Origin of the sequence: Labedella phragmitis (assembly GCF_004078635.1) — a bacterium.
Classification (GTDB): Bacteria; Actinomycetota; Actinomycetes; order Actinomycetales; family Microbacteriaceae; genus Labedella; species Labedella phragmitis.
On record NZ_RZNB01000004.1, the window covers coordinates 283,186 to 296,177 of the forward strand.

The window sequence follows — 12,992 nt, forward strand, 5'->3', positions numbered from 1 at the left end:
CAACGGTGGAACGGGAGGCAGCGCTGGAACGGGAGGCGCTTCCGGCCTCCCGGCCGAACCCGGGAGCGGCGGCCTCGGCGGCACCGGCAACCCGTTCCAGTACTGGGTGCCCGGCTGCTGAGCCTCCGGCTGCTGCGCCTCCGACTGCAGGCCACCCGACTCCTGGGCCTCCGACCGCCGCTGGGCGCCAGAGGTCTGCCGGGATTCGTCCGGCTCAGGAGCTTCCTGCTGCGACACGGCGCTCGGCTCCCCTCCGTCGTCGTCCGTCGGTGACCGCTCGGCTCGAGCGGGAGCCGCCCGCGCGGCTGATGCGGAGGCGACTGCGCAGTCGCCGCCACCAGCCTACGCCGCGGCCCGCCGCCGCGACCTCGCGGCGCGCTCCCTGCCAGAGGACGTCGACGTCCCCGACGGGCGCTTCGCCTCCCGCGAAGACCGCCTCGTCGGCTCGTGCGGCGATGTCGCGGAGCGATCGCATGACGGCGGGGTCCGTCGCCGCGCCCTCGTGGTCTCTCGAGCGCCGGGACCGCTGCGCGGCGAAACTCGAGGCCGTGGCGATGCGCGTCTGGTTCGGCGGTACGGCGAAGCCGAGTTCGGCGTGTCCGTCGACGAGCTCGTCCCACGCACCGACGGCCCTCTCGTGCCCTTCCGCTGCTCGTCGACGTCGTCGCCGGCGCGCGGACTTGAGGAGCGCGATCACGAGCATCCAGAGACCCAGGATGAGGAGGGGCGTCGCGACGCCGATCGCCGTGTGGGCGATCCACGCGGGGAACACGAAGGCGTCGTCCTTCTCCTCGTCCTCGCCGTCGTCGGTGTCGACGGACGTGAGCAGGTCCTCCTGCTTCTTCTCGACCCGCGGGGGCTGCCGGACCTGCGGCTGGGGTTCCGTCTGCGGCTTCGGGTTCTGGTCCTGCGGGATCTCGGTCTCGTCGGGGGTCGGGTAGAACGGGATCCAGCCGACGCCCTCGAAGGGGACTTCGACCCACGCCGTGACGTCGCCTCCCATCACCTCGGTCGGCTGACCCTCGACGATGTTCTCGGGCGCGAAACCCATGACGACGCGAGCGGGGAATCCGAGCTGGCGAACCATGAGGGCCATCGCCGCGGCGAACTGCTCCTGGTCGCCGATCATCTGGTTGCGCGTGAAGAGCTCCTCGATGCGGTCGGCTCCGTGTCCCGCGCGCGACGGGACGCTGTCCGATGCGAGTCCGTGGCTGAGGAAACCGTTCGTGTGGAGGGCCGTCTCGATCGCACGGACCTGTTCGATGGGGGTCTGCGCGTCCGCGATGTACTCGGCCATCTTCGCCGTCACGACGTCGGGGCTGTCGACGATCGGGGGCATCGCGATCTGTGCGGGCTCTACGGATTGCAGCGCGTCGTCCGACGGGACCGCCTGCATCCCGCTCGTGAGTGTGTATTCGTCACCCTCCGACAACCGCGACATGAGCACGGTCGTCGACGTCGCGGCGTTGAAGCGCACGCTCTCGGTCCGCTCGGTGTCCGCACCGGCGAGCTCGAGTCGTGATGGTGCGCCGACACCCGGGAGCCACACACCCGTGTACCCCTGCACCGTCACGTCGAGCGATCGCTCGTCGGCCCGAGTGAAGAGATCCGGCTCCGGGAACTCGCCGCCGACGAGTCGGAACGAGCCCGAACCGTTCGTCGCGACGTCGACCCCCGCGACGTCCCACAACCTGCCCGTGTACGTGTCCATCGTCGCGAGACGCAACTGATCGCCCGGGACGAGTCCGTCGACCGTGAACAGGATCGTCTCGTCGAGGTCGGCCGTGTAGTTGCGGAAGCCCGCGAGCGGGCTCGGATAGTCGACGGGGTCGAAAGGCGGCTGCACGACCTCGCGGAGGACGAAGCGCGACTCCGCGACGGGTGCCTCGACCGCGGCCGTCCCGACGGCGCCTGCGGCGACGGCTGCCGCCACGATGACGGCGGTGCCGACGAGCTTCCGCCGGGCCAGCGTGCTGCGGTCCTGCAGGCTCGCGTTGCGACCGAACGGGTTGCGCCAGCCGAGCCACACGAGCGCGACGACGGCGAACGCGGTTCCACGGACGGCGGCGAGGAACGGGTCGTCCGTCCCCAGCACGACCGTCACGATGTAGAGGACGACGGGGGCGATGAGAAGGACCGAGACGCGGCCGAGCGAGCGACTGCCGCGCGGCACCCACCGCAGGGCGAGCACCGCGGTCACGAGTCCCGTGAGCCACGCGCTCACGTACGGGAGGACGAGCAGGTAGTCGGGAGCCGCAGCCGGGGCCGAGAGCGTGAGGACGTCCCTCCAGCCGAACACGGCGCCGACGGCGAGCCCGCGCAACGAGCCGAGCGACGGCAGGACGCCGAGGATCGCCTGACCCGGGATCGCCGCGGGAGTCCCGAGGAGGAAGTAGAGGACGAGGGCCAGCAGCGCCGTGAGGATCGCCGAGAGCCCGAGGACACGGGAGAGCCAACCGGCGGCCACGCCGACGAGGAGTCCCACGACGGCGGCGACGAGGAACCAGCCACCCACGAGCACGGGCGCGAAGCCGAGGAGGGCGATGGCGAGGAGGAGGGAGACGACGCCGAGGTCGATGAGGGAGCGGCGGTCGGCGCTCGCGGCGAGACCCGAGCGCGGGCCTCCCCACCCGCGGGACGATCGGGACGTCGCGCGGCGGGCGTCACGCCGCGCCCCGCGCCGCGTCGCGGTCGCGGTGTCGGCGAGGCCGTCGCGCAGGCCGGGCTCCGCGGCGCCCTGCGGGTTCGCGCCCTGCGGGTTCGAGCCCTGCCCGCTCATCCCCTGCCCGCTCATGACGCCCTCGTGAGCACGCGCGGGAGGTCACGGAGAGCGCCGACCGTGAAGATCTGCAGTCCTCCGGCGATCTGGACCTTCGGGTTCTCGCCCTCGGCGATGCGGAGCGCGATGACGCGCGTCTCCGACGGGAAGAACTTCTCGATCGCACGGAAGTCTGCCGCGGTCATCCGGCTGCCCGCGACGATGACGGCGACGCTCGGCGCCGGGAGCATCGCCGTCGCGTCGCGCGCGAAGTCGCGGGGACTCGTCGTCGCACCTCGGATGACATCGATGCGGCACGTGTCGTCGAGCAGGGCGCCGCCCGTGTGGGTGCGCAAGCGCCGGCCCTCGGTGACGACGTCGATCGCCGTCGCCTCGCGGATGACCTGCGTCGCGACCGACGCGGTCACGGAGACGGCGAGCTCGAACTCCTCGACCGAGGCGAAGTAGCGCTCGTCTGAGGTGTGGAGGATCGTGAGGTGGGAGCGACGGGTCTCTTCGAATTGCCGCACCATGAGCTGGCCGGTCCGAGCGGAGCTGCGCCAGTGCACGTGCCGCACGTCGTCGCCGACGACGTACTCGCGGAGCGCGTGGAAGGCCATGTCGCTGTTCGTGATCTTCTGCGTCGTCTGACCCTCGAGGTCGCGGACGAGTCCGGCAGCGCTCGGCTGGAGCCGCGTCGTCACGGGATGGACGAACAGCTCGATCGGCTCTGTCCACGACACGGTGCGGCGGAAGAGCCCGAGCTGGTCGCCCCGGACGGTCACCGCGGGACCCGCGTCGATGACGGCACGCCGATGGGTGGGGACGGCGAAGAGCTCGTCGGTCGCCGCCTCGGGGGCGAGCCCCGGGATCGCGAAGACCGCGAGTCCGTCGCCGACGGGCAGCTCGAGACGGGTGGCGGACGTGCGGCGCGAACCGACGTTCGTGATCTCGACCCGCCCGATCGCCCGTTCACCCACGACGACCCGCGTCGGGCTGAGCGTCACCTCGACGCGGAAGCTCGTCCGGCCGAGCACCGTCACGATCGCGACGACGACGGCCGCGGTCGCGGCGAACGCCACCGCAAGAACCTCGGACCAGGACCACGACAGGCCGACGACGAGGAGGACGGTCGAGGCGACGATCGCGAGCCAGCCCGTCGTCGTGACGACCCCGACGACCGGTCCGACGGCACGGACGACCGGCCGCATACCCGTCGCGAGGGTGCGACGGATCGACGCGAGCCGCGTGGGCTTCGCATCCGCTCCGAACGCCTCCGTCGCCGTGTTCGCCATGCCCTCGAGGTCCTACGCTGCCCGCGCGGCCGGCGGCGTCACCCGGGCGATCACACGGGTGATGATGTCGATCGCGGTCGTACCCGCGAACTCGGCCTCCGCGTCGACGATGATGCGGTGCGCGAGGACGTGGGGGGCGAGCTCGCGGACGTCGTCCGGCGTCACGTAGAGCCGTCCCTGCGAGAGAGCCCACGTCTTCGCGATGCGCGCGAGGGCGAGCCCACCGCGCATGCTCACTCCGAGCGCCGAGTCCTCGTCGTCGCGCGTCCCCTGCAGCAGGTCCGTGATGTACTCCATGACGGCGCGCTCGACGTGCACCTCCGACGCCAGTTGGATCATCGCGTTGACGGCTTCTGCACCGATGATCGCCGAGACGCGGGAGGCGCGCGCGCGGTTCGCGGCGTCCATGAGCAGGTCGACGCTCGTGTCACGGTCGGGGTAGCCGAGCGACGTCTTCACGAGGAACCGGTCGAGCTGGGCCTCCGGCAGCTTGTACGTTCCGGCCTGCTCCACGGGGTTCTGCGTCGCGATCACCATGAAGGGACGGCCGACGACGTGCGTCTCACCATCCACCGTGATGAGCCCCTCCTCCATGACCTCGAGGAGAGCCGACTGCGTCTTCGGCGAGGCACGGTTGATCTCGTCGGCGAGCACGATCTGGGCGAAGATCGGGCCCTTGTGGAACTCGAACTCCCGCGTGTTCTGGTTGTAGATCGTGACACCCGTCACGTCGGACGGCAGCAGGTCCGGCGTGAACTGGATGCGCGAGTGCGCGCCGTCGAGGGTGTTCGCGAGCGCCTTCGCGAGCACCGTCTTCCCCGTGCCGGGGTAGTCCTCGAGCAGCACGTGGCCCTCGCTCACCATCGCGGCGACGACGAGCCGGATGACGTCCTGCTTGCCGAGGATCGCTTTGTCGACGTTGTCGACGAGGCTCGTGAAGGCGTCGCGGAACCACGCGGCCTGTTCGGTCGTGACGGGCACTGTTCTCCTTGGGTGCGAGGGGGGGGTCTGTCGGTGACGGGGCGTGATCGCGGTCGCGGCGCAGGCGGTCTACGGGAACGAGAACGGTCCGTAGTCCTTGCCATCGATCGTCAGGAGAACACCGTTCGCCGTCCACGAGCCGTTCTGGATGTACGCGGTCGACCGCGTCTCACCCTTCTCGCCGGAACTCGTGTACGTGCCGGCGATGTTCTCCCAACCGTTGCCGCGGTTGAACTTCGGGGTCACGCGGTGGTCACCCGGACCGAAGTTCTCCCAACTCCACCCCACCTTGTACGCGTTCGTGACGCCCTCGATGGTGCGCGGACCGTCGTAACCGAACACGTCGGTGACGGTCGGCACGGGTGGTGGCGGCGGCGGAGGTGGAGGCGGCGGAGGCTGGTCCTCGACGCTCGCGGATGCGGAGGTGCTCGCAGGGCCGCAACCGGCCGGTGAGCACGCGACCACTGTGAAAGAGTACGTGCCGGCCTTCATCTCGGCGGAGGTCGCGCGCGTCTGAGCGGTGCTGCCGGTTCCGCCGCCGCTGAAGGTCCACTCGTAGCGATCGATGCGTCCGCCGCTGTCGGAGGGCGCGGCCCAGGCCATCGAGAAGGTGCTCTTCGCCCAGTCGCTGTCCTTCGAGAGGCTGAGGTTGCGGGGAGCTCCGGGCTTGCCGTACGAGACCTCGCTCGCGGCGGCGGAGGCTGTGCTCTCCCCGACGCCGTTCGTCGCCGTCACGGTGAAGGAGTAGGTCGTGCCGTTGGTGCCGGAGAAGGAGCACGGCACGCCGGGCGAGCAGTCCGTGCGCGTGGTGCCGTCGTTACGCGTGACGGTGTAGCGGGTGACCTCGGAGCCGTTGTTCGCGGGCGTCGCACCGACCGTCACGGCGATGCTGCGATCGCTCGGTTTGAGGGTGGGAGCCGGTGGCGCGTCGGGCACGTCGGTGACCGTCACCGAGGCGCGGCCCTGCGAGGTGCGAGAGGGGTCCTTCGTGGCGTCCTGGATCGTGTAGATGACGCTGATCGATTGGCTCTTCGGGGCACCCGTCTCGATGACGACGTTCGTGCCGCTCACAGCCGCGGACGCTTGACCGGATTCGACGGCGACGTCGGTGATCGTGAGGTCCTGGCCCGGAAACGGGTTGAAGTCGTTGTCGAGGACCGGGACGGTCACGGTCGTGTTCTTCCGCGCATCCGGCATGGTGTCCTCATACGCTTGCGGGAGCGGCCGGGACGACGCGACGACTCGGATGTTGACCTGGCCGACGACCTGGAACTCCCGGTACGTCACCGTGATCGGAATGGTCGTGGAGGTTCCGGGCTGCACACCGAACGGCGCGCTCGCGGTGAGGGTGGAACCGGCGAGGTTCGCTTCGATCCCACCGGTCGGCTGCCCGAGGGAACCGAACGTCACGGAGCGGAGGACGTCCGCGTTCGGGTGCGCCGCCGACTCCCGCAGGTCGATCGGGAAGGGAGTCCCGTCGGCCTCGATCGAAAGCGTCGGGTTCGTGAAGGTGGGAGGCTCGTCCTTCATCTCGGGGTCGCCGACCGTGATCGGCATGGTGAGGAGGGAGACGCCGAGCGCGGTGCCGTCGCTGACCTCGAAGGTGAGGGATGCGGGGCCGCGGTAGTCCTTCGCGGGCGTGAAGGTGACGGTCTGGTCGTTGACGTAGTTGGGGGTACCGTCGCTGCGGTTGCTCGTGACCTTCTCGGGGTCGGTGAGCGCGATGCCTTTGCCCGTCGGGGATTCGGCGATCTCGGAGAGCTTCCACGTCTTCGTCTCGTTCTTGTTCACGATCCGCTCCTCCTCGATGAGGACCGGAGGCAACCCATCGGAGAACGGCGGGACCACGATGAACGCGGCGGAACTGAGCCCGTCGATCTCGTTCGTGAGGCGGTAGGTGATCGCCGTGCGGGTGTCGCCGAGCGTGACCCGGGCGGTGCCGTCCTCGAGCAGCTCCACCGCTCCCGCATTGGGTCCCTCGATTGTGGGGACGAGGTCCTGCACCCGCCCGCCGGGGTTGGATGCGCCCTCACGGAGGTCGATGTCGACGGTCTTCTCCGCGATCACCTCCCGCGCCTCGATCACGTGGTCCTCCACCCCGGGAGGCTGGATACGCGCCTCTTCCGTGACACGGACTTGCACGTAGGCGTTGTCCGTGCCGCCGTGGCCGTTGGAGATCGTGTACCGGATCGCGAACGACGTCTCCTCATCCGGCGCCTCGATCTCCACCGTGCCACCGTTCACCTCCGCGGCCACGTCGTCCGGGACGTCACCGAGCTCGTTCGTGAGCTCGATCGGGTACGCGTTCGGGTCGGAGTCGTTGCCGAGGACCGGGACCGTGACGATGCGGCCGGGTCGGACCTCGATGCGGTCGTCGACCGCGATCGGCGACATGTCCTGCGCGGGACGCTCGATGACCGCGATCTTGATCGTGCCGACGGCGGTGGCGCCGTACACGTCGCGCACACGGTACTGGAAGGTGTCGGTGCCGTAGCGGGTCGGATTCGCCTCGTACACGAACGTGTCGCTCGTCGCGTCGCGGACCAGCCCGAGCTCTTGAGCGCCCGTGATGCCGTCGAACACGACGGAGTCTCCGTCGCCGTCGAGGCCGTCGAGCGGGACGTTGACCTCCACGTCGGCGCCCGCGAAGACGCGAGCTGTGAGGGTCGGCGCCGTCGGCGCGAGGTTGTTGTCGGCGTCGACAGGGATGACCGTGAAGACGACGTTGCCGACGGCCTTCTGCTGGAACTCGTCGGTCACCTGATACGTCGCGGTGTAGACGCCCGGTTCCGACGGCGCCTGGTAGCGGACCCGATCGCCGGTGACGAAGGAGAGCCCCTTCTCCGCGGCCTTCATCAGGTCCTGATCGACCGTCATGAGCGCGTTGTCCGGGTGCAGGTCGTTGTCGAGCACCGGAACGCTCGCGATGTCCCCCGCGCGGACCTTGACGAAGTCGTCCTGCAGGATCGGCGCCTGATGCTTCGTCAACGGCGCCACGGGAACGACCGTCACGGTCGTCGTCGCGTCGTGCGTGCCATCCGAGAGCGTGTACGAGAACTGCAGTTGGCGATCGAGCGCCTCATTCGCGGTGACGCGCACGACCGACTGTCCCAACAATTCGACCGAGAGCGCGGCGGCATCGTCGGGAGTCGCGATCGACCGCACCGCGAGCACCGACCCAGACGGGGACACGTCGTTGTTGAGCACGGCGAGGCTCGTCGGCTCGTTCGGGCGCAGATAGAGGGTGTCGCGGACGGCGATCGGCTTGCCGATCTCGTCGGGGAGTTCTGCTACGTCGACGCGAGCGAGACCGACGCTCGTCTTGGGTCCGGCGGCGAGCGTGTACTTCACGTAGTACGTGCCGGGCGCGCCGGCGGAGAGGGACAGCACTCCGGAGTCGGTGTTCGGGGTGATTCCGAGGCCGCCGGTGATCGCCTCCGCGCCGACGAGGGCGAGAGGAGCGCCAGACGGGGAAACGTCGTTGTCGAGGACGTCGAGTTCCACGGCCTGCCCGACGAAGGTGTCGGTGAAGTCGGGGGTGCCGACGGGGTTCATCGACCCCGCCGGTTTCGCGTCGAGCGCGAATGTGCCCGTCGCTTCGGTGGTGCCGTCGGACACCACGAACACGACGTCGCGGACACCCAACTGGCCCGAGGAGTGGGTGACGGTCACGAACCCGTCGGGAGAGAACCTGACCCGGTCCCCGGCCTTCGACGCTGCGCTCTTGAGATAGATGTCGTCGCCGTCCGGATCACGCCAGTCCATGAGCGCGTTGTACGACACCGTCTGCCCCGACTCGACCGACGTCGCCCCCACGCGCTGCTCCGCCGGAGGCTGGTTGAGTTCATACGGGACCACGCGGATCGACAGCGACGCCGTCGACACCCCACCGGGGCGACCGTCGGACACGGTGTACCGAAGCGAGATGGTCCCGCTGGTCTTCGCCTCCGACGGCGTGAACTGCAGGGCACGGCCCCCGTCGATGTACTCGAGGGTTCCGTCCGACTCGGACACGCCCGTGTCGGAGATGACGGTCAAGACGTCGCCATCGGGGTCGGTGTCGTTGTCCAGGACCGGCAGCACGGTCGAGCGACCGGGGCGCGCACCGATGTCGTCATCGCGGGCGAGCGGCGGCCGGTTCGTGTCGGTGCGCTCCGCGATCGTGTCCTCGAACGACTGCCGCGACGCCTTCTCGTCGCCCTCCTCGCCCTCGTCCTCCTCGGGAGGGGTCACCTCTTCCCAGTTCTGGACGAGGCGCATGTTCGCGTCGACGAGCCAGATGTCACCGGTGAAGAGATTGTTCAACGCGATGATCTGCCGATTCACGCGGAACATCAGCGGCGACCCGTCCGCCGTGGGCTCGACGTCCTGCCGGTCGATCTCCGTCTCGTCGCACACCGCGAGGTACCGGCTCGCCGACGACCACGCCCCGTGCCAGCACCCACCGAGGTTCACGGGGGCCGCGACGTCGTCGGCGCTCGTCGCGGGAGCCGAGACGTTCGCCGACACGACCATCGGGTCGCCGTCGCCCTCGAGCGGCACGGCGATGAGCGAGTCCCCCGTCGCGACGAGCGCGACGTCGTCGGACGGGCTCGACTGCTGCAGCACGAGACCGTCCTCCGGGAGGTCGATCGTCGACCCGTCGCCGCGCACGATCCGGCCGTCCGTGCGATCGAAGATGACGGGCTTCTCCCCCGCGGCCGCGACCTCGATGTCCTCGAGCGGCGGAAGCTTCTGCGTCGACGACTCGTTACCGTCCGACGGGAGCGTGTGGAGTTCGCGCTCCTCGGTGGAGACGGCGAACACCGTCCCCGTCGATGACACCGCGACGTGCGCCTCGGCGCCGAGTTCGAGGATCGGCTCGGTGTCGACGGTGCTCAGCTCCAGGCCCGTCTCGACATCCGTCGTCCACAACTCGCCGTCCGGGGACAGCACGGCAAGAGTCGTCGCGCCGAGAGCGACGCTCGAGCCCGCCGGGATGTCCGTCTGCTCGACGAGAGTCGTGTAGGAGGGGTCGATCATCTCGATCGTCGACCCCGTGAGGTCGTGCAGCACGACGGTCTCCCCGTCCTGCAGCACGTCGATCTCGTTCGACACCGTCTGCACGGCCGCGTCGAGCTCCTCGATCTGACGGTTCAACCGCCCCGCGAGCAGCTCCGACCCGTTCGTGACCCAGACGTCCTTCGCCTCGAGCGTGACATCCGTGACGGGGAACCCGTCATGCAGGATCGCGAACGACACCGGAACGGCGACGAGCACAGACACGGCGACGACGGACGCGGTGACCTTCCGGCCGCGCAACCACGCCCGAATCCCCAACCCCGTCACATCCCCTCGGCAGCGTTTCGTATCCCACGTCACGGAGGCGGTCGACCGACGGCACACACGCGACGACGACACGCGGCCCCCGGGAAGAAACGCTAACACGCACCCCGTCCGGCTCACGTGCCGGACGACATCCGGCCCGCCCCCCAGTTCAGGCGAGTCGACGCCGTCGAACGGCGCGGATGCTCGCGCCTCAGACCGTCGGCTCCTGCAGGTTGCCCGTCGTCTCGGCGGCATCCTCCGCCGCGTTCCGCTCGAGCAGGATGAGGTCGTCCGCGTCGACGAGTCGCGTCGACACGGCGTACTCGACGAGTCGTGCGCGGCGGTTGGTCGCGAGCTTCCCACGACCCCCGCGGAGCCCCTGCACACCATGGCGATCGAGCTTGTCGCACACGTTGTCGAGCTTCCTGTTGAACGCCGTCTGCGTCCACCCGAGCCGCGCGGCGGCGTCCGCCGACGCCGGGATCTCGCCCCGACCGGGCGAATTCTGCTTGAGGATGTCCTCGGCGAGCGCCACGACCAGCAGACGCTGGCTCGTCGTGAGGGTGATCGGTCCGACGGTCGTCTCACCCGTCGACGCCGACGTCAACTGCGACGTCGCGAAGTAGTCCGACGTGGAGTGGATCGCGAAATCGTACGTCGTGGATCCGGCGCTGAAGAGCACGTTGAGCGTCGGGAACACGATGGGAAGCCGTGCGTTCGGCGCGAGCCACGCCTGGACCTGCCCCGAGTCGTCCGTGACCGTCGCGGAGAGCAGCGTGCCGACGTTCGCCAGCCACCACAGGTCGTTCTCCTTCGACACGGCGAGGAAGCGCCGGTGCAGGAAGGGGTTCTCGTCGATCACGAGGTCGGCGTCGCGGCCGATGTAGAAGGGCTCGTCGGGGTGGACGTCGTACCACTCCCCGCAGAACTCGATGCGTGGGTTGCTCACGATGTGCACATCTCCAGAGGTTCGGGTGATTGTCGACCGGAGCGCACGATCCACACGGATACGCACACCTCGTCGCCGGGCTCGATGCCGCCGACCGTCGCCGACGGTGTTCCCGTCGGTGTCTTGTCGCCGGGGACGCCGTCGGTGCGCTGCCAGATGTAGCGGTCGCCCTCGCGTGCGTCGGGGTTGGTCCAGGAGAAGGTGACGGAGGCCCCGCCGTCGCCGATGGCGATGTCGCCCTCTCCCGGCGCCGGAACGCCCTCAACGTCGAGCGGATCGTTCTCCACCGGGTTCGACGTCGCGACGGGTTCCTCCTCGCCTCCGAGCAGGATGCCGGCCGTCACGGCTCCGCCCACGAGCACGACGACGAGTCCGATCACGATCGCGGGGATCCATCGCCGTCGCGCCCGCACCGTGGAACGGCGCGCACCGCGGACGGTCGCGTCGTCGACTCCGGCACCGATCGCACCGGTGTGGGGAACGTGGTCGGCCGTCGACCACCCTGCCGTTCCGGCCGCAGGCGCTGCGACCCGTGCCGCGTCCGTCGGGCCGGGGTCCTGTCGCACGACGACGGGGCGCCGCATGATCGTCCGGTCGTCGTCGCCCGCTGCCCCGTCCGGCTGCGACGCCGTCGGCCCCGCCGGGGGTGAGACGATGCGCCCGGTCGGTCCGACCCCCGGTTTCTGCGCCTCGACCGTCCGGATGTCGCGCATTCGGGTCGCGTCGGGGTCCCCGCCCTCGGGTCGCGTGTTCGACGGGATCGCGAGGTTCGGCACGTCGATCGTCGTCGGGCTGAACGAGAGCTCGAGCTCCACTCCCTGCAGAGCGCGCGCGAACTCGAGCACCGAGTCGTACCGCGACGCCTTGTCGACGGCCATACCGCGAGCGAGCACCAGCAGGAGGGATCGCGGGATGTCGGGGCGTTCGTCCTCGAGCGGAGTGATCGTGCCCCGCTCGATGCGGCCGATCAGGTCCACCATGCCGTTGGGCTTGCCGCGCACCTCGAACGGCGTGTGACCGGCGAGGAGCGTGTAGACGGTGGCAGCGAGTGAGAACACATCGCTGCGCACGTCCGTCTGCGGGTGGTCCGCGAACATCTCGGGAGGCGACCACGGGATCGACATGCCGATCGTCGGGCTCGTACCGCCGTCGGCCTCCCCCGTCGGAGAGCCGGCCGACGGCAGGAGTCCGGCGTGCGCATGGTCAGGATCGAGCGCGGCGGAGATGCCGAAGTCGGTGAGCGCCGGCCACCCGTAAGCGTTGGTGAGCACGTTCGCCGGCTTGATGTCGCGGTGGAGGATTCCCGCGGCGTGAGCCGTCGCGACGGCGCTCGACAAGCGCACGCCCGTCCGCAGCGCGTCCGCGACCGTGAAGCGGTGGTCCTTGTACTGCTCGGCGAGGCTCGGGCCGGCGCAGTACTCCATGACGAAGTAGGGGCGCCCGTCCGCTGCGACCGCGGCCCCGTAGATCGTGACGATGTAGGGATGCGCGGAGAGCTGCGCCATGAGGTTCGCCTCGCCGACGAACGCCGATCGCGACTGGTCGTCGACCGTCTCGGCGGCGAGCACCTTGACCGCCACCTCACGGCGCGGCAGCTCCTGTTCGTACAGGTAGACGTCGCTGAACCCGCCGGATCCGAGGGGCCGGACGAAGGTCAGGCCCGGGATGTCGGGCGGACTCGTGGGAGCACGGCGCACCCTCG

The 12,992-nt window shown here is 69.8% G+C and carries 6 protein-coding genes; all 6 read right to left on the minus strand.

Features of this window, described 5'->3' with window-relative positions; genetic code table 11:
- Positions 1-214: 214 nt before the first annotated feature.
- The 6 genes from ELQ90_RS11795 to ELQ90_RS11820 all read right to left on the minus strand — a co-directional run bounded on the left by ELQ90_RS11795 (position 215) and on the right by ELQ90_RS11820 (position 12,987).
- Positions 215-2,794 (minus strand): transglutaminase TgpA family protein, encoded by a 2,580-nt coding sequence (locus ELQ90_RS11795; RefSeq protein WP_128495474.1) that lies wholly within the window; start codon positions 2,792-2,794, stop codon positions 215-217.
- A complete protein-coding gene (locus ELQ90_RS11800; RefSeq protein WP_128495475.1) occupies positions 2,791-4,053 on the minus strand; it encodes a DUF58 domain-containing protein in 1,263 nt (420 codons plus the stop codon). The genes ELQ90_RS11795 and ELQ90_RS11800 overlap by 4 nt, the downstream gene beginning before the upstream one ends.
- Before the next feature lie 12 nt (positions 4,054-4,065).
- Positions 4,066-5,034 carry an AAA family ATPase gene (locus ELQ90_RS11805; RefSeq protein WP_128495476.1) on the minus strand — a complete coding sequence of 323 codons (969 nt, stop codon included), beginning with the start codon at positions 5,032-5,034 and terminating at the stop codon, positions 4,066-4,068.
- A 69-nt stretch (positions 5,035-5,103) separates the two neighbouring features.
- Positions 5,104-10,353 carry an Ig-like domain-containing protein gene (locus ELQ90_RS11810; protein ID WP_166409010.1) on the minus strand — a complete coding sequence of 1,750 codons (5,250 nt, stop codon included), beginning with the start codon at positions 10,351-10,353 and terminating at the stop codon, positions 5,104-5,106.
- Between the two features lie 199 nt (positions 10,354-10,552).
- On the minus strand, positions 10,553-11,290 hold the full coding sequence (locus tag ELQ90_RS11815) for an FHA domain-containing protein (RefSeq protein ID WP_128495478.1): 738 nt from the start codon (positions 11,288-11,290) through the stop codon (positions 10,553-10,555).
- Positions 11,287-12,987 (minus strand): serine/threonine-protein kinase, encoded by a 1,701-nt coding sequence (locus ELQ90_RS11820; RefSeq protein ID WP_128495479.1) that lies wholly within the window; start codon positions 12,985-12,987, stop codon positions 11,287-11,289. The genes ELQ90_RS11815 and ELQ90_RS11820 overlap by 4 nt, the downstream gene beginning before the upstream one ends.
- Between the last annotated feature and the right edge of the window lie 5 nt (positions 12,988-12,992).

Coding starts and splice junctions, on each gene's coding strand:
- ELQ90_RS11800 (WP_128495475.1), bottom strand. CDS start 4,053: ATGGCGAACACGGCGACGGAGGCGTTCGGAGCGGATGCGAAGCCCACG.
- ELQ90_RS11795 (WP_128495474.1), bottom strand. CDS start 2,794: ATGAGCGGGCAGGGGATGAGCGGGCAGGGCTCGAACCCGCAGGGCGCG.